At 71.8% G+C, this 17982-nt stretch carries 12 protein-coding genes; 7 read left to right on the forward strand and 5 right to left on the reverse strand.

Annotated elements, in window-relative coordinates:
• Positions 1 to 19 precede the first annotated feature (19 nt).
• Complete coding sequence (locus tag ACFVGS_RS00060) at positions 20 to 2398, forward strand: beta-glucosidase (RefSeq protein WP_385688751.1); 2379 nt, start codon at positions 20 to 22, stop codon at positions 2396 to 2398.
• Here the strand turns inward: ACFVGS_RS00060 and ACFVGS_RS00065 are convergent.
• The 5 genes from ACFVGS_RS00065 to ACFVGS_RS00085 all read right to left on the reverse strand — a co-directional run bounded on the left by ACFVGS_RS00065 (position 2395) and on the right by ACFVGS_RS00085 (position 8476).
• A complete protein-coding gene (locus ACFVGS_RS00065; protein ID WP_385688754.1) occupies positions 2395 to 3840 on the reverse strand; it encodes a GH1 family beta-glucosidase in 1446 nt (481 codons plus the stop codon). The two genes, ACFVGS_RS00060 and ACFVGS_RS00065, sit on opposite strands and share 4 nt — an antisense overlap.
• A gap of 53 nt (positions 3841 to 3893) precedes the next feature.
• Complete coding sequence (locus ACFVGS_RS00070) at positions 3894 to 4805, reverse strand: carbohydrate ABC transporter permease (protein WP_385688757.1); 912 nt, start codon at positions 4803 to 4805, stop codon at positions 3894 to 3896.
• 13 nt (positions 4806 to 4818) lie between these two features.
• Positions 4819 to 5823, reverse strand: coding sequence for a carbohydrate ABC transporter permease (locus ACFVGS_RS00075; protein ID WP_385688760.1), 1005 nt, complete (start codon positions 5821 to 5823; stop codon positions 4819 to 4821).
• A gap of 131 nt (positions 5824 to 5954) precedes the next feature.
• Positions 5955 to 7271: an extracellular solute-binding protein gene (locus ACFVGS_RS00080; protein ID WP_385688763.1), complete on the reverse strand. Its 1317-nt coding sequence runs from the start codon at positions 7269 to 7271 to the stop codon at positions 5955 to 5957.
• Positions 7272 to 7462: 191 nt separating this feature from the next.
• Entirely contained in the window at positions 7463 to 8476 is a 1014-nt protein-coding gene (locus ACFVGS_RS00085) for a LacI family DNA-binding transcriptional regulator (RefSeq protein WP_385688765.1), read from the reverse strand.
• 299 nt (positions 8477 to 8775) lie between these two features.
• Here ACFVGS_RS00085 and ACFVGS_RS00090 point away from each other — a divergent pair, with 299 nt between their 5' ends.
• The 6 genes from ACFVGS_RS00090 (at position 8776) to ACFVGS_RS00115 (ending at position 17929) form a co-directional block, all read left to right on the forward strand.
• Entirely contained in the window at positions 8776 to 9741 is a 966-nt protein-coding gene (locus tag ACFVGS_RS00090) for a glycoside hydrolase family 6 protein (RefSeq protein ID WP_385688768.1), read from the forward strand.
• A gap of 98 nt (positions 9742 to 9839) precedes the next feature.
• Entirely contained in the window at positions 9840 to 11120 is a 1281-nt protein-coding gene (locus tag ACFVGS_RS00095) for a glycoside hydrolase family 6 protein (RefSeq protein ID WP_385688771.1), read from the forward strand.
• A gap of 184 nt (positions 11121 to 11304) precedes the next feature.
• Positions 11305 to 12651 (forward strand): jacalin-like lectin, encoded by a 1347-nt coding sequence (locus ACFVGS_RS00100; RefSeq protein WP_385688774.1) that lies wholly within the window; start codon positions 11305 to 11307, stop codon positions 12649 to 12651.
• Positions 12652 to 12841: 190 nt separating this feature from the next.
• Positions 12842 to 14530: a GMC oxidoreductase gene (locus tag ACFVGS_RS00105; protein WP_385688776.1), complete on the forward strand. Its 1689-nt coding sequence runs from the start codon at positions 12842 to 12844 to the stop codon at positions 14528 to 14530.
• The gene (locus ACFVGS_RS00110) at positions 14527 to 16074 is read left to right on the forward strand and encodes a patatin-like phospholipase family protein (protein WP_384407019.1); all 1548 of its coding nucleotides are present in this window, start codon (positions 14527 to 14529) and stop codon (positions 16072 to 16074) included. The genes ACFVGS_RS00105 and ACFVGS_RS00110 overlap by 4 nt, the downstream gene beginning before the upstream one ends.
• 16 nt (positions 16075 to 16090) lie before the next feature.
• Positions 16091 to 17929, forward strand: coding sequence for a hypothetical protein (locus ACFVGS_RS00115; protein WP_385688779.1), 1839 nt, complete (start codon positions 16091 to 16093; stop codon positions 17927 to 17929).
• Positions 17930 to 17982 lie beyond the last annotated feature (53 nt).

The raw sequence follows: 17982 nt of genomic DNA on the forward strand, positions 1-17982 counted from the left end.
CGACGGGAGTCGGAGGAAAATGACCGACACCGTGGTCACCCAGCCCCGAGCCCCGTACCGCGCCTGGCGCGACCCCTCGCTGAGCGCGGAGGTCCGCGTCGACGCGCTGATGCGCGAGATGACCCTGGAGGAGAAGACCGCCCAGCTGTACGGCGTGTGGGTCGGGGCCTCCGACGAGGGCGCCGAGGTCGCCCCGTACCAGCACGACATGGAGGAGCCGGTCGACCTCGACGACCTGCTGCCCGCCGGTCTCGGCCAGCTCACCCGGCCCTTCGGCAGCGCCCCCGTCGACCCCGCCCTCGGCGCCCTCTCCCTGATGCGGACGCAGGAGCGGATCACGGCCGCGAACCGCTTCGGCATCCCGGCCGTCGCCCACGAGGAGTGCCTCGCGGGCTTCGCGGCCTGGGGCGCCACCGCCTATCCCGTGCCCCTCTCGTGGGGCGCCACCTTCGACCCCGCGCTCGTACGGGAGATGGCCGCCGCCATCGGCCGGGACCTGCGCGCGGTCGGCGTCCACCAGGGCCTCGCGCCCGTCCTCGACGTCGTCCGTGACGCCCGCTGGGGGCGCGTCGAGGAGACCATCGGCGAGGACCCGTACCTCGTCGGGACCATCGCCACCGCGTACGTCCAGGGCCTCGAGTCCTCCGGGGTCGTCGCCACGCTCAAGCACTTCGCCGGCTACTCCGCCTCCCGGGCCGGGCGCAATCTCGCCCCCGTCGGCGTGGGCGCGAGGGAGCTGGCCGACGTGATCCTGCCGCCCTTCGAGATGGCGGTCCGCGAGAGCGGCGTCCGCTCGGTGATGCACGCCTACACCGACACCGACGGCCTTCCCTCGGCCGCCGACAACGGCCTGCTCACCGGGCTGCTCCGGGACACCTGGGGCTTCACCGGCACCGTCGTGGCCGACTACTTCGGCATCGCGTTCCTGAAGACCCTGCACGGCGTGGCCGGCACGTTCGGCGAGGCGGCCGGGGCGGCCCTCGCCGCCGGTGTCGACGTGGAACTGCCCACCGTCAAGACCTTCGGCGCGCCGCTCCTCGACGCGGTCCGGCGGGGTCACGTGTCCGAAGAGCTGGTGGACCGGGCGGTCCGGCGGGTCCTGCTGCAGAAGGTGCGGCTCGGGCTGCTCGACCCCGACTGGAGCCCGGTCCCTCCGGCGCTGCGCGGCGCCGACTCCACGGCCGACCCGGACCGCCTCCGCGGCACGGTCGGCCTGGATCCGGCCGCCAACCGCGAGCTGGCCGGCCGCATCGCCGAACGGGCCGTCGTCCTGCTCCGCAACGACGGCATCCTGCCGCTCGACCCGCGCGTCCCGCGCCGGATCGCCCTGATCGGCCCCCACGCCGAGGCGCCCACCGCCGTCCTCGGCTGCTACTCCTTCCCCGTCCACGTGGGCAGCCGGCATCCCGGCACGCCCCTCGGCATCGAGCTGCCCACCCTCCGCGAGGCTCTCGCCGCCGAGTTCCCCGGCGCCGAGATCGTGGTGGCCCCCGGCACGGGCGTCGACGACGACACCACCGAGGGCTTCGCGGTGGCTCTCGAACTCGCCCGCGGCGCGGACGTCGTCGTGGCGGCCCTCGGCGACCGCGCGGGGCTCTTCGGGCGGGGCACCAGCGGCGAGGGCTGCGACGCGGAGTCCCTCGTCCTGCCCGGGGCGCAGCAGCAGCTGCTCGACGCGCTCCTCGACACGGGGACCCCGGTCGTGACCACGCTGCTGGCGGGCCGGCCGTACGCGCTCGGGCGGGCGGCCGACGAGTCCGCCGCCGTCGTCCAGACCTTCTTCCCCGGCGAGGCCGGCACGGCCGCCATCGCCGCCGTCCTCAGCGGGCGGACCGACCCGAGCGGCCGGCTGCCCGTGAGCGTGCCCCGCCACCCCGGCGCCCAGCCGTCCACCTATCTGGCCTCCCGGCTGGGCCACCGCAGCGAGGTCTCCAGCATCGACCCGACGCCGGCCTTCGGCTTCGGACACGGACTCACCTACACCACCTTCGCCTGGAGCGACCTGGACGTCGAGACCTCCGAGACCGCCACGGACGGCGAGCTGCGGCTGGCCCTCACCGTGGCGAACACCGGCGACCGCACCGGTACCGAAGTCGTCCAGCTGTACCTGCACGACCCGGTGGCCTCCGTGGTGCAGCCCGTGCGGAGACTCGTCGGATACGTACGGGTCGACCTGGCCCCCGGTGAGAGCAGGCGGATCCACGTGACCGTACCCGCGGACCTGGCCTCGTTCACGGGCCGGGAGGGAACGCGCGTGGTGGAGCCGGGAGCACTGGAGCTGCTGTTCGGTTCCTCCAGCACGGAACCGCGGCTGACCGCGCGGGTCATCCTGACGGGACCGGTCCGCCGGGTGGACCACCACCGGCGGCTGCACGCCACCTGGAGCATCCGGTCCTAGCGGGGCGGGACCGCGTTCGTGGCGATCGCCCGGGAGTACCAGCGGGCGCTGGCCTTCGGGGTGCGCAGCTGGGTGGTGTAGTCGACGTGGACGGCGCCGAAGCGCTTCTCGTAGCCGTAGGCCCATTCGAAGTTGTCGAGCAGGGACCAGAGGAAGTAGCCGCGCACGTCGGCGCCGTCGGCGATTGCCTGGTGAACGGCCGCGAGGTGCTGGTGGAGGTAGTCGATCCGGTCGTGGTCCCGGATCCGGCCGTCAGCCGTCGGGACGTCGGGGAAGGCGGCGCCGTTCTCGGTGATGGCCAGCGGGAGGCCCGGGTGGGCGCGGGACGTGGCCATGAGGAGGTCGTAGAGGCCGGTGGGGTCGATGGTCCAGCCCATGTCGGTGGTGTCGCCGGGCGGGAGGTGGAAGTCGACGTGCTCGGAGCCGGGCCACGGGGAGTGGTCGCTGTCGCCGTGGGCGTGGTTGGCCGCGGCGGCTCCGGGCGTCGGCGCGGAGACGACGGCCGGGGTGTAGTAGTTGATGCCCAGGAGGTCGATGGGGGCGCCGATGGCGGCCTCGTCGCCGGGCCTGACGAGGGTGTCCCAGTCGACGACGTGGGCGGTGTCGGCGAGGAGGTCGGCCGGATATCCGCCGGAGAGCATCGGGCCGGTGAAGACGCGGTTGGCGACGGCGTCGATGCGGCGGGCCGCGTCGAGGTCGGCCGCGTCGGTGGTGAGCGGGCGGACGTGGTGCAGGTTGAGGGAGACCGCGATCTGGGCGTGGGCGGGAAGGGCCGCGCGCAGGGCGGCGGTGGCGCGGCCGTGGCCGAGATTGAGGTGGTGGGCGGCGCGCAGGGCGAGGGCGGGGTCGGTGCGGCCGGGCGCGTGGACGCCGGAGCCGTAGCCGAGGAAGGCCGAGCACCAGGGTTCGTTGAGGGTGGTCCACAGCGCGATCCGGTCGCCGAGGGCGTCGGCGGCCAGGGCGGCGTACTCGCCGAAGCGCTCGGCGGCCTCGCGCTCGGTCCAGCCTCCCCTGTCTTCCAGCGCCTGGGGCAGGTCCCAGTGGTACAGGGTGGCGACGGGCTGGACGCCGGCGTCGAGGAGTTCGTCGACGAGCCGGCTGTAGAAGTCGAGGCCCTTGGCGTTGACGGGTCCCCGGCCTCCGGGCTGGATGCGGGGCCACGCCAGCGAGAAGCGGTAGGCCTGCAGCCCGAGGTGGGACATCAGGGTGACGTCGGTGCGGTAGCGGTGGTAGTGGTCACAGGCGATGTCGCCGGTGTCGCCGCCCGCGACCTTGCCGGGAGTGTGGGAGAAGGTGTCCCAGATCGAGGGGGTGCGGCCGTCCTCGGCGACGGCTCCCTCGATCTGGTAGGCGGCCGTGGCCGCGCCCCACAGGAAGCCGGGCGGGAAGTGCAGTCGGTCGACGGCCGCGGAAGCGGGGGCGGTGGCGGGGGTTGCGGACATGGCGGAGCCTCCCTGTGACAGAGGGTGTGGGACGAGAGGAGAGAGGGCGGAGGTCAGCCCTTGACGGCGCCCTGGGTGATGCCGCCGACGATGTGACGGCCGAAGAGGACGAAGACGAGGAGGAGGGGCAGGGTGCCCATCAGGGCGCCGGCCGTGATGACGGACCAGTCGGTCGACCAGCCGGTGCCCAGTCCGGCGAGGGCGACCTGGACGGTCGGGTTGGTGGAGCCGTTCATGACGATGATCGGCCAGAGGAAGTCGTTCCAGGACTGGACGAAGGTCAGCATGCCCAGGACCGCCATCGCCGGGCGGGCGATCGGGAAGACGACGTGCCAGATGACGCGCAGCGAGTTGGCGCCGTCGACGCGGGCGGCCTCCAGGAGTTCCGTGGGCAGTGCCTGCGAGAGGAACTGACGCATGAAGAAGACGCCGAAGGCGGTGACCAGTACGGGCAGGATCAGCGCCCCGAGGTGATTGCTCAGCCCCAGGTTCCTGGTCAGGATGAACAGGGGTACGACGCTGAGCTGCGCGGGCACGGCGAGGGTGGACAGCACCAGGCCGAGCATGACCTTCTTCCCCCGGAATCGGAGCTTGGCGAAGGCGAAGCCCGCGAGGACGGAGAAGGTCACCGTGCTGACGGTGACGGCCCCGGCCACGAGCGTGGAGTTGAGCAGGGCCACGCCCATGCCGCGCCCGCCGGCGTTGTGCCACACGTAGGAGAGGTTCTCGATCAGGTTGCCGCCGGGCAGCATCGGCGGCGGGCTGGAGACGACCGCGTGGCTGTCGGTGGACGCCGCGACCAGCGTCCAGTACAGCGGGAACAGCGAGGCCAGGGCCGCGAGTCCGAGGACGACGCGCGCGAGCGGCCCGGCCTTGTGCTGGCCGCCGGCCCTGCCGGCGCGGGCAGGGGTTCGCACGGGCGCCCGGTGGGCGCGGCCGGGGGCGGACGGGGTGGTGGTGGTCATGTCGTACTCCACGTCACTGGGAGGCGCGCAGGCGGCGGGTGATCAGCGCGTTGACGAGCCCGATGAGCAGCAGCAGGCCGAACATGATCCAGGCGACCGCGCTGGCGCGCCCGAGCATGCTGGAGTGGAAGCCCTGGTCGTACATGAGGATGCCGAGCGTCTCGTACTGGTGGTCGGTGCCGCCCTGGTGGCCGCTCTGGCCGCCGAACAGGTAGGGCTCGCCGAAGAGTTGGGTGGCGCCGATGGTCGAGACGACCACCGTGAAGAGGATCGTGGGGCGCAGGGCGGGGATCGTGACGTGCAGGAACTGCTGCCAGCGGTTCGCGCCGTCCAGCGCGGCGGCCTCGTACAGCTCGCGCGGCACGGCCTGCATGGCCGCGAGGTAGATCAGGGCGTTGTAGCCGGTCCAGCGCCAGGTGACGATCACGGAGATGGCGAACTGCGAGCTCCAGCGACCGGCCTCCCAGTGCACGGGCCCGGCGCCGAACAGGCCGAGGAGCCAGTTGGCCATGCCGCCCTCGGGGCTGAAGATCAGGGCGAAGACGAGGGTGGCGGCGGCGACGGAGGTCGCGTAGGGGGCGAGGAGCGCCGTGCGCAGGAATCCGCGGGCGCGCAGCCGGTAGTTGAGCAGGTGGGCGAGGCCCAGCGCCATCAGCAGCTGTGGGACGGTGGACAGGACGCCGAGGGTGAAGGTGTTGAGGAGGGCGTTCCAGAAGTAGTGGCTGACCTGGCCGGTGAACAGGTCCGTGTAGTTGCGCAGGCCGACCCATTCGGCGCGGTCGACGTTGTAGAGGCTCACCCGGTGGAAGGAGAGCCATCCCGTGTAGAGCAGCGGGAAGAGCCCGAAGGCGGCGAAGACGAGGAAGAAGGGCGCGACGAGGGCGTACGGCGTGCCTTTGGTGTCCCAGCGGTGGAGGCGGCTGCGCCAGGCCGAGGGTCCGGAGGCGCGGGCCGGAGGTGGCTGGGTGTCCTGCCGGCCTGCGGGGCCGTTGCGGCTGGGTGCGGTCGTGGAGGCCACGGGCGGGTTCCTTCGGTGGTGGTCGCGGCCGGTCGCGTCGGCGGTACGGGGAGGGGGCGGCCGGTTCCCCGGTGACCGGCCGCCCTGCCCCCTGCGGCGGCGGCCGGGGAGAGTCGGGGAAGCGGGGAGCGTTACTGGATGGTGCTGTCGATCTGGCGGACGGTGGCGCTCCAGGCCTCTTCCGGGCTCTTGCCGTTCTGTTCCATGAGCAGGACGCCGGTGCCGAAGGCCCCGGTCAGGTCACCCGCGCGCGGGCCGTTCTCGGCGGGCTTGATGGCCTTCGCGGCGGCGGAGAAGATCCGGCCGGTGGCGGCGTCGGGCCCGATGTAGGGGTTCTTGTAGTCGACGACGCCGGGCAGGTCGTAGGCGGCCTGGTTGGCGGGGATGTTGCCGACCTTCTGGAAGACCTTCGCCTGCTGCTCGGGCGCGGTGAGCCAGGCGACGAGCTTCTTGGCTTCGTCGACGTGCTTGCCGGAGGCGGGCACGGCCAGGAAGGAGCCGCCCCAGTTGCCGGCGGCCGGGGGCTGGGCGACGTTCCACTTGCCCTTGTTGCCGGGACCCGAGAACTGCTGGATGTTGGCCTGCTGCCAGGAGGGGCAGACGGTGGTGGCGAAGGTGGACTTGGAGAACGCCGTCTGCCAGGGGGTGTCGAACATCTTCAGGCCCTGGCTGGTCCTGCCCTGGACGGCCTTGACGGCCAGGTCCCAGGCGGTCTTCACGCCGGCCGAGTCCTTGTAGGCGAGCTTGCCGTCCTTGTAGTACTGGACGGGGTTGCTGGAGACGACGGCGTTGAACAGGCCGCCGGCACTGTCCATGAAGAAGGTCCCCTTGGGCGCCTTGGCCTGATACCGCTTGCCCGTCTCGACGAACTTCGCCCAGTCGCCCGCCCACAGCCTGCCGACCGACTCGGGGTCGGAGGGCAGGCCCGCGGCCTTGAACAGGTCCTGGCGGTAGCAGATGGCCATGGGGCCGACGTCGGTGCCCAGTCCGATCGTCCGGCCGTCGGCGGTGGTGGCCTGGTCCCACTTCCAGGGCAGGTAGTTCTTCTTCTCGACGCCAGGGGCGTCGGACAGGTCGGCGAAGGCGTCGGCGAGGTCCTCGGAGGTGGCCAGGGATATGCGGCCGACTTCGAGGGCCTGGACGTCGTCGAGGCCGCCGCCGGACAGCCGGGTCTGCAAGGCGGTCCAGTAATTGCCCTCGACGGTCGTCGGGTTCTCCTTGATGACGATCCCGGGGTTCTGCTTCATGTACGCGTCGTACAGGCCGGCCTCCTTGTAGCCGAAGGTCCCGAAGGTGCCGACGGTGAGGGTGATCTTGCCGTCGGCGGAGACGGAACCGTCTCCGGAGGACGAACAGCCGGTGAGGGCGAGCGCGAGGGCCACGGCCGCGGCCGCCGGAGCGAGGACGGCGGAACGGATACGGGCGCGTGGTGCGGACGAGCGGGGCATGGCATCTCCTCGATGCGTCAAGGGGGTTGGAGTGGTACGCCGGGCAGGGCCTCGCCTCGTCGGCGGTCGGCGGTCGGCGCGGGGAACGACATCTCAGCTCTGGGAGCGCTTCCAGAGGCGGGAGATTGGGAGCGCTCCCAAAAACGGGGAGACGGAACCTCGCCGCGGGGACGGGCGGCGAGGGTGGCCCGTCAGGCGCTGGCGCGGGTGACCAGGCGCGTGGGGAGGATGAGCGGGGTGGGGTCCTGTCCGTTGAGGAGCGCGACGAGCATGCGCGCCATCTCCCGGCCGAGACCCTCTATGGGTTGGTGCACCGTGGTCAGCGGCGGGTCGGCGATCCGGGCCACGGCCAGGTCGTCGAAGCCGATCACGGCGACGTCGGAGGGGACCGCACGGCCGGCCTTCCGCAGCGTGCGCAGGGCCCCGGCCCCCATGTTGTCGCTGGCGGCGAACACGCCGTCCAGGTCGGGGTGGTTCGCCAGGAGCGCGGCCATGGCGGCGGCCCCGCTGGGCTCGGTGAAGTCCCCGGCTTCCGGCGGACGCGGTTCGAGACCCGCCGCCAGCATGGCGTCCCGGTAGCCGCGGTACCGGGCGCGCCCGACCTCGGTGTCCAGGCGCCCACAGATCGTGGCCACCCGGGTCCGGCCGGCCGTGATCAGGTACTCGGTCGCCGCGCGCGCTCCGCCGACGTTGTCGACGTCCACGTACCACCGGGGGTCCAGCCCCACCGGCCGGCCGCCGAACACGACGGGCAGCTCCGCCTCCTCGGCCATGCGGGCCAGCGGATCGTCCTCGCGCAGCGCCATCAGCATCACGCCGTCGGCGCCCTTGGACCTCAGGAGCTGCTCCACGCGCCTGCGACCCCGGTCCGAGGCGGCCAGGCAGAGCATGAGGTGCAGATCGGCGTCCTCCAGGGCGGCCGAGGCACCCACGATCACCTGGGCGAAGAAAGGGTCCGCGAAGATCGACGGATCCTCCCCCGAGATGACCAGGGCGGCCGCGCCGGTCTGACGGGTCGCCAGCGCGCGGGCGGTCGGATTGGGTACGTAACCGAGCTGGCGGACGGCCCGTTCGACCGCCTCGCGCTTGGCGCGACTGACGTGCGGGGCGTTATTGAGCGCACGCGAGGCCACCGACCGTGACACACCGGCCAGTTCGGCCACCTCGTCGAGCGTCGACTGCCGGCGTGGCACACCTTCGGCCATGATCCGCCCTTCCTGTCGCGACCGGAACACACGGAAGACTGGGAGCGCTTCCAGTTCCCAGACTGTAAAGCCTCCTCGCCGCCATGTGAAGTGTTGGTTAAACAGGCCTACTTGACAGGCCGAACGGGGCGTCACACGATACGGCCCACACCCCGAGGCAACCGCAGTCCGGGCTGGGATCGCTTCCAGTGGGAGCGCTTCCATGACCAGGGGTGCCGTACCACCGCACTTCCTCAGTGCGCCGCCCGCTCGGGACGAGAGCATGCGGCGCGTCCCCCGTCAGGAATCGAGGTACCGTCATGCGCCGCCGACTCCGCGCCCTCGCGGCAGCCTTCTTCGCGCTGCCGTTGGCGCTCGCCGTCGCGCCGTCCGCCCACGCGGCCGATCCGACCACCATGACCAGCGGGTTCTACGTGGACCCGAACTCCAGCGCGAAGCAGTGGGTCGCCGCCAACCCCGGTGACGGCCGGACGCCCGCGATCAACACATCCCTCGCCAACACCCCCATGGCCCGCTGGTTCGGCGCCTGGAGCGGCACCATCGGCACCGCGACCGGCGCATACGTCGGGGCGGCGGACCAGTCGGACAAGCTGCCCCTCCTGGTCGCGTACAACATCTACCTCCGTGACTCGTGCGGCGGGCACTCCGGAGGCGGAGCCTCGTCGCCGTCCGCCTACGCGACCTGGATCGCGCAGTTCGCCGGCGGGATCGCCAACCGCCCGGCCGTCGTCGTCCTGGAACCCGACTCCCTCGCGGACTACGGCTGCCTGAACCAGACCCAGATCCGCGAACGCCAGGGCATGCTCAGCGGCGCCCTCGCCGAGTTCAGCCGCCAGGCCCCGAACACCTGGGTCTACCTCGACGCCGGCAACCCCGGCTGGGTGAGCGCGGCGACGATGGCCCAACGCCTCCACGGAGCCGGGCTGCGCCAGGCCCACGGCTTCTCCCTCAACATCTCGAACTACTACACCACCGCCCAGAACACCGCCTACGGCAATGCCGTCAACAGCGAACTGGCCGCCCGCTACGGGTACACCAAGCCGTTCGTCGTCGACACCAGCCGCAACGGCAACGGCTCCAACGGAGAGTGGTGCAACGCGGCCGGCCGCCGCATCGGCACGCCCACCCAGCTGGGAGGCGGCGCCGAGATGCTCCTGTGGATCAAGGCCCCGGGCGAGTCCGACGGCAACTGCGGCGTCGGGACCGGTTCCACCGCCGGCCAGTTCCTCCCCGAGGTCGCCTACAAGATGATCTACGGCTACTGACCGCGGATTCCCTGTGGCCCGGTGTCCGCCACCCCGCGACCGGGCCACGGCTGTCACCGGACCCGCCTCACCCCCCACCCCTTCGACCAGGAGCCCTCATGAAGCCACGCAGCCTACGGCGCCGTGCGACCGCCGCCCTCGCGGCGCTCGCGGCCTGCGCCGCCCTCACCGTGACGCAGGGGCAGGCACAGGCCGCACCCGCCGGGGACCCACTCACCCCGGCCACGAAGTTCTACGTGGATCCGCACAGCAAGGCCGCCAGGCAGGCGCTCACCGACCTCAGGAACGGCGACCTCGCGAACGCCGTGAACATGGCCAGGCTCGCGAGCTGGCCGCAGGCGGAGTGGTTCACCGAGGGCACGCCCGACGAGGTCAGGGGCAAGGTGAAGCGCCTGGTCCGTGAGGCCCGGGCGGTCAACCGGACCCCCGTCCTGGTCGCCTACAACGTCCCGGGCCGCGACTGCTCGCAGTACTCCAGCGGCGGCGCGGCGTCCTCGGCCGCGTACCGGCGGTGGATCGACGCCTTCGCCGCCGGCATCGGCGACAGCAAGGCCGTCGTCGTGGTGGAGCCCGACGGCCTGGCGCTCCTCCCGAACGACTGCGGGCCGGACGTGGACCCGACGGGCGAACTCACGGCGACCCGCGTCGCCGACCTCGAATACGCCGTCAGAACCATCAAGTCCCGGGCCCGCACCGCGGTCTACCTCGACGCGGGCAACGTCCTGTGGCGGCCCGTCGGCGACATGGCACGGCGACTGCTCGACGCCGGTGTGCGGTACGGCGACGGCTTCTCCCTCAACGTGTCCAACACCCATCCCACCGATCACAACGCGCGCTACGGCACCTGGATCGCCAAGTGCATGTGGTTCGCCACCGAAGGGCCCGAGTACGCCCGCGGCCACACCGACTGGTGCGCCACCCAGTACTACTCGCCCGCCGCACCCAACGACGGCACCCCCGGCAACGCGGTCGACTCCGCCGACCCCGCCACCTGGCGCTGGACCGACGCATGGTTCGACCAGGCCGTGGGCACCCCGCCGAACGACGCGCTGCACCACTTCGTCATCGACACCAGCCGCAACGGCCTGGGGGCCTGGACCCCCGAGCCCGGCAAGTACACCGGCGACCCGGAGATCTGGTGCAACGCGCCCGGCCGCGGCCTCGGCCCGCGCCCGACCGCCGACACCGGCGTCCCGCTCGTCGACGCCTACCTGTGGGTCAAGATCCCCGGTGAGTCCGACGGCAGCTGCACCCGCAACACGGGCGGCACGATCGATCCCGAGTACGGCATCGTCGATCCGCCCGCCGGCACCTGGTGGCCCGACCAAGCCCACACCCTGGCCCGCAACGCGGCACCGCGGCTGACCTTCCATCGCTGAGCTCCGCCGTCGGCCCCGCCGGTGGCCGACGGCGGTTCGTCGCCCGTCAGGGGATGTGACGCGGAGGCGGCGGCATGGTCGGGACCTCCGGCGGCGGCTCGGGCCGGACCAGCAGCACTCAGGATCCGCACGAGCTGTCCGGTGTCACACTCCCCTTCGACCTCCCAGCCACCAGGAGACACCTGTGCGCAGATTCCTCGCCTGCCTGACGACGGCGGCCGCACTGGCCGGGCTCGCCGCGACGGCGCCGTCGGCGACGGCGACGCCGATCGCCGACTCGGGCACCTTCAGCGTGCTCACCTACAACGTGGCCGGCCTTCCCGAGAGCATCTCCAGCGCCCCGACACCGCGTGAGTCCGGCACGACGGAGATCGGCCGACGGATCGCTCCCTACGACATCGTCCACGTGCAGGAGGACTTCAACTACCACGCCCGCCTGTACGCCGCCGACACCGCCCACCCGTACCGCACGCCCACGAGCGGCGGGGCGGGCATCGGCAGCGGACTCAACACCCTGTCGACGACGCCGTACGACGAGGACGACTTCGAGCGGGTGCGCTGGAGGTCGTGCCAGTACGACTCCGGCGACTGCCTGACCCCCAAGGGCTTCACCTTCGCCCGTCACCGCCTCGCCGAGGGCGTGTACGTGGACTTCTACAACCTCCACACCAACGCCGGTACGAGCGCCGGGGACCTGGCGGCACGGGCCGACAACCTCAACCAGCTCACCGCCTTCATCGCGACCCACTCGGCGGGCAACGCGGTCGTCGTCATGGGCGACACCAACACCCGCTACACCCGCACCGGTGACACCATCGCCGAGTTCGCCGCCGCCAACGGCCTCACCGACCCCTGGGTCGAGCTCATCCGCGGCGGCACCCCGCCCGCCAAAGGCAGCGACCCCCTGCTCTGCGACCAGTCCCGGCCGACCGTGCCCAACACCTGCGAGGTCGTCGACAAGCTCCTCTACCGCGGGAGCAGACTCGTCTCGCTCCACGCCACCTCCTACGACAACGAGCACGCCGCGTTCCTCACCGGCGACGGACGCATGCTGTCCGACCACGACCCGGTCACCGTCGGCTTCTCCTGGTCGCGCAACCCGGACTTCCGGCTGAGCGAGCAGTTCGGCGGACCGCACGGCGACCACTTCAACGACATCGACCGCGTCCCCGCCGGCGCCCGCGCCACCACCGTCACGCTGAGCGCCGGCTCCCGCGTCGACCGGCTGAGCCTCACCCTCGACAACGGCACCACGCTCACCCACGGCGGCACCGGAGGCACCGCGGCCTCGCTCGCGCTCGGCAGCGAGGAGTACGTCACCGGCGCGTACCTCTGCCGGGGCCAGAAGGACGGCCACACGCGGATCTTCCACACCAGGCTCACCACGAACCTCGGCCGCACCCTCGCCGGCGGCACGCCGACCCCCGACTGTGTCACGCACACGGCTCCCCCGGGCTGGCAGATCACCGGTTTCCTCGGCCGCTCGGGCGACGAGATCGACAAGATCGGCTTCGTCCACACCCGCCGCTGACATCCACGTGCTGCGACCGGCGGGGTGCACCCCCGCCGAGCGGCCGGAGCCGGTCCGAACGCTTCGACATGCGTTTCACCACACGCGGGTGAACCATGGGAAGAGGTCGCGCGTGCGGCAGCCGCAGCGAGGGGGACGTCGAGGCAGCTGTTCCGGCTTGTTCCGGCTCCGGTCTTCAGAGGTGGCGAGCGTGGACGTTTTCGATGCCGTCGTCGTGGGTTCGGGTTTCGGCGGATCCGTGACGGCGTATCGCCTGGCCGAGGCAGACCTGAGCGTGTGCGTCCTCGAAAGGGGCAAGCCGTTCCCGCCCGGGTCCTTTCCCCGCAGCCCCCACGAGACGGCCAGGAACTTCTGGGCCCCGGACTCCCGGTTGTACGGGATGTACGACATGTGGAGCTTCTCGACCATGGACGCGCTCGTGTCCAGCGGGCTGGGCGGCGGGTCGTTGATCTACGCGAACGTGCTGATCCGCAAGCCGGAGAGCTGGTTCGTGCACGAGTCGTTCGACGGCGGCTACGAGGACTGGCCCGTCACCCGTGAGGACCTCGATCCGCACTACCAGTCCGTCGAGACCATGCTGGGCGCGCGGAAGTACCCCTTCGACGTGGAGCCCTATCGGAGCACTCCCAAGACCCTCGCCATGCGCCAGGCGGCCGAGCGACTGGGGCTTCCGTGGGAACTCCCGCTGCTGGCCGTCTCCTTCGGGGACCCTCCGGCGCCCGGTGCTCCCCTCGACGGCGGCGAGGACAATCTGCACCACAGCCCGCGCTACGGCTGCAGGCTCGTCGGCGAGTGCGACCTGGGCTGCAACTTCGGCAGCAAGAACAGTCTGGACTTCACCTACCTCAGCGCCGCGCAACGGCTCGGGGCCGACATCCGGACCCTCAGCGAGGTCCGCGCGTTCGAACCGGTCGGCGAGGGCTTCCGGGTCTCGTACGTCGAGCACCGCGCGGCCGGGGACGAGGATCCGTCGGCTCCTCCCGTACGGCGGACGGTGAAGGCCAGGCGGCTCGTCCTGTCCGCCGGCACGCTCGGCACGACCTATCTGCTGCTGCGGAACCGCAGCGCCTTCCCCGCGCTCAGCCCGGCGCTGGGTACGCGCTTCTCCGGGAACGGGGACTTCCTCGGGCTGGTGTTCAAGGCCAGGGAGAGGCGTCGGGACCGGCCGGGGGAGACGGTGCCGCGGCTGATGGAGCCGAGTTTCGGGCCGGTCATCACGAGTGCGATGCGGGTGGACCGCAAGGCGGGCGACGCGAGGGACCGGGGCTTCTACATCGAGGACGCCGGATACCCGGAATTCCTGAACTGGCTCGTCGAGCACAACGTCCTGACGATGTCCAACCGGGTCGAGAGGTTCCTGCTGCGCCGAGGGTGGTCACAGCTGACCGGCACCGCCCGCAGCCGTGTGGGCCGACAGCTCGGTGAGGCCATGGGCAAGGGGCTGTTCACCGCGACGTCCCTGCCGCTGCTCGGCATGGGACGGGACGTTCCGGACGGCCGGATGTTCCTCCGCGACGGGCATCTGGACCTCGACTGGAAACGGGCCGCTTCCGACGCGTACTTCGACCGGATGAACGAGACCATGCAGCGCGCGGCCCGCAGTCTCGGCGGACGCTACGCGGCGAATCCGCTGTCGCTGCTCAACCGCCTCATCACCGTCCACCCCTTGGGCGGCGCTCCCATGGGGCGCAGCGTGCGGGACGGCGTGGTGGATTCCTTCGGCCGGGTGTACGGCTATCCGGGACTGTCGGTCGCCGACGGCTCGGTGCTGCCGGGCCCCGTCGGCCCGAACCCCTCGCTGACCATCGCGGCGCTGGCCGACCGGTCGGCGACGCGCATCCTCGAGGACCACCGGCAGAACTCCGAGGACTCCTCATGACGACCGGACAGGGCATCACGCCCGGCAGCGGATCCCCGCGCCGATCCCTCCTTCTCGCCGGCGGCGGGCTGAAGGTGGCCTACCAGGCCGGCGTCCTCCAGGTACTGCTCGACGAGGCGGAGCTGACGTTCGACCACGTCGACGGCGCCAGTGGTGGAGTGTTCAACCTCGCCATGTACTGCCAGGGGATGTCCGGCCGTCAGATCGCGGACAACTGGCGAGGGCTCTCACCGCTGAAGGGCGTCACCCCGAACTGGCGCGAGCTGCCGAAGGGGCCGTACGCCCGTTCCCTGTTCACCCTGGACGGGTACCGGCGCCGTGTGTTCCCCGAGTGGGGGCTGGACTGGGAGCGGATCCGGGCCACCGATGTCGAGGCCACCTTCAACCTCTACAACTTCAGCGCCAACGAACTGGAGCCGGTGACCGCCGACCGCATGGACGAGGACCGGTTCTGCGCCGGGGTGGCGCTGCCCATGTGGTTCCCTCCGGTCGTCATCGACGGGCAGACGTACATCGACCCGGTCTATCTGACCGACGCGAACGTCGAGGAGGCGATCCGGCGGGGCTGCGACGAACTGTGGATCATCTGGACGGTGAGCCGGAGGCACCGCTGGCGCGACGGCTTCGTGGCCAACTACTTCCACATCATCGAGACGACGGCCAACGGCCGGCTGCAGGACTGGCTGCGCCGGATCGAGGCCAGCAACGCCGCCATCCGCGACGGGCGGGAGGGAGAGTTCGGGCGCCCGATCGAGGTCCGGATGCTGAGCGGCGAGGTCCCGTTGAACTACCTGGTCAACTTCAGCCGGGACCGTTTCGCCCAGGCCGTGGAACTGGGAGTCCGGCATGCGCGCCGCTGGTGCACGGACCAGGGCATCGCCTGGAAGCCCGGTGAACCTCCCGGCCGCCCCGACGACCGGACCGGCCTGCGCTTCACCGAGCGCATGGTCGGCCGTGTCGTCTTCGGGGAGGACGACGCCCGGGAGGCGGACTCGTCGGCGGACGGAGCCGCCGCCGACATCGCCCTGCACGTGACCGTCGACATCAGGGGAATGGACCGCTTCCTCTTCGGTCCCGAGCACGAGGCCGAGCTGCGCGGGGAGATCCTCTGCCAGGAGCTGGGCGGCCGCCTTCCGGTCGAGCGGGGCACCTTCCAGCTGTTCGTGGAGCACTCCGGCCCGCAGCACCTGCGGATGCGCTACCGCCTGTTCTTCAGCGACCGGGCCGGTCACCCGCTCACCCTCAGCGGGTACAAGGAGGTCAGCGAGGACTCCCGCCGGGGCGTCTGGAAGGACACGTCCGTCCTCTACACGCGCGTCCTCCGTGGCCACGTCGACGCCGACGAGGAGTCCGGGGCCGAGTCGGTGGCGGCCGGAAGCGTGCGCATCCGCCCCGCCGACTTCCTGAAGCAGCTCACCACCTTCCGGGTCGAGGCGCCGACGCTGCCCGCCAGGGTGACCACCCTGGGGCGGTTCGGGCGGTTCTTCCTCGGCAAGCTGTGGGACGTGTACGCGCAGCACGTCCTGCCCTGGTCCCCGCTGTGACCGAGGAGGAGCCGAAGTGGACTTCCGTGAGCTGCGCAGACACGCGGACGAGCTCAGATTCACTCCGCAGGAACCGGTGCGCTGGCTCGCGCCGAAGGAGCTGGCGCGCACGGCGGTCAAGGTCTGCCTGGCCGCCGTCTTCGCCGGCTACTCGGACAAGCGGGAGATCCAGGGCGCGCTGGAGGCCGGTCTCCTGCGGGCGCCTCTGGCGGATCCCGACGCCGAGGAGATCTGGATCGACTTCGTCGCGGACCTCGGCGACGGATTCGAGGCGACGGCGTCGGTGGCAGCCGCCCTGGGGGCGGACCGGCTCGCCGTGGACGGGCCCGGCCCGCTCCCCCGTGGCTCGCTGCTGGTCCTCGGCGGGGACCAGGTGTACCCGGTGGCGTCGGCGACCGCGTACGAGGACCGGATGAAGGGGCCCTACCGCGCGGCGCTCCCGTCGGCGCCGGACGAGCCGCTCATGGTCGCGCTGCCGGGCAACCACGACTGGTACGACGGACTCACCGCGTTCCTGCGGCTGTTCACCCAGGAAAGCGAGATCGGCGGCTGGCGGACCCGGCAGAGCCGGAGCTACTTCGCCGTGGAACTCCCCCAGCGCTGGTGGCTCGTCGGTCTTGACAGCCAGCTCGGCACGTACGTCGACGATCCGCAGCGGCGCTACTTCGAGACGTACTTCTCGCCGCGGCTGCGTCCGGGTGACAGCGTCATCGTCTGCTCGGCCGAGCCCACCTGGGTGAGGAGCGACGAGCGCCCCGACGCGTTCAACTCCCTGCACTGGTTCGACCGCACCATCGTGCGGTCCCGCTTCGACCGGACGACCCGCAAGCACGAGGAGACGGGCGCGTCGATCCGGTTGTGGCTGACCGGCGACAAACACCACTACGCCCGCTACGCGGAGCGGCTGCCCGACGACGCGGCCGGGGACGGCGACGTCCTGCCCCCGGACCCCCGGCGGCGCCAGATGGTGACGTGCGGTCTGGGCGGCGCGTTCCTCGCGTCCACTCACCGGCTCCCGAAGGCCCTGCCCCTTCCGCCGGCCGCCTCGCGCATGCGGAAGAAGGACCACCCGCCGACGGCGTTCGCCCTCGCCCAGCACACGTACCCGGACGCGGCGGAGTCCCGCTCGCTCGCCCGCGCGATCGCCAAGCCCTGGTCGCGGTTCTGGCTGCCGCGGCGCAACCCCGGGTTCGCCGTCCTGGCCGGGGCGGTGCAGATGGTGCTCGTGCTGATCGCGAGCGGCGCGTTCGCGCTGGCCGAAGGCCGGCAGAATCCCGCCGGGGCCCTGCGGAGCGCCGGCTCCGACGACCTGCTCGGCCTGCTCTGCGCGAGTGCCGCCCTGTTCGTCCTGCCCTTTGTCATCGGCTGGTTGACGGGCCTGATGCGGGAACGTCGGCCCCGGGCGCCGTCCGGTCCGGTCGTGGCCGTGCTGTTCCAGGCGGCGGTCGCCGCCGCGGCCCTGACCGTCACCGTCGCCATCGCGCGGGCGGTCCCGTCGTCCTGGAACGGCCTCGTGTTCCTGGCGATCCTGCTGGCGGTCGCCGCCGTGACGGGCGCCTCCCTCGGATCCCAGCTCTTCGCCCTGTGGGTGCTGTGGACGGACCGGGGCGCGGTCGCCGACTGGCAGATGTCCGGGCAGTCCCTCGACGACCACAAGGGCTTCCTCCGGATGCACCTCGCCCGTGACGGCACGCTCACCCTCTACCCGCTGGCACTGGAAGCGACCTGCCGGAACTGGGAGCTCGACGAGGTCGCGGACGCGGAGGGCGCGTGGAAGCGTCCGGTGCCGAAGCCGGCCCCGACCGTGCGGCTCATCGAGGACCCCGTCGTGATCGCGCGGCACGGCCGGGGATGACCGCGAGAAGGCACCGGACCGGCGCTTCCCCACGGCGGGGGCATGGCGACGGG

Origin of the sequence: Streptomyces sp. NPDC127114 (genome assembly GCF_042677525.1) — a bacterium.
In the GTDB taxonomy this organism is placed as follows: domain Bacteria; phylum Actinomycetota; class Actinomycetes; order Streptomycetales; family Streptomycetaceae; genus Streptomyces.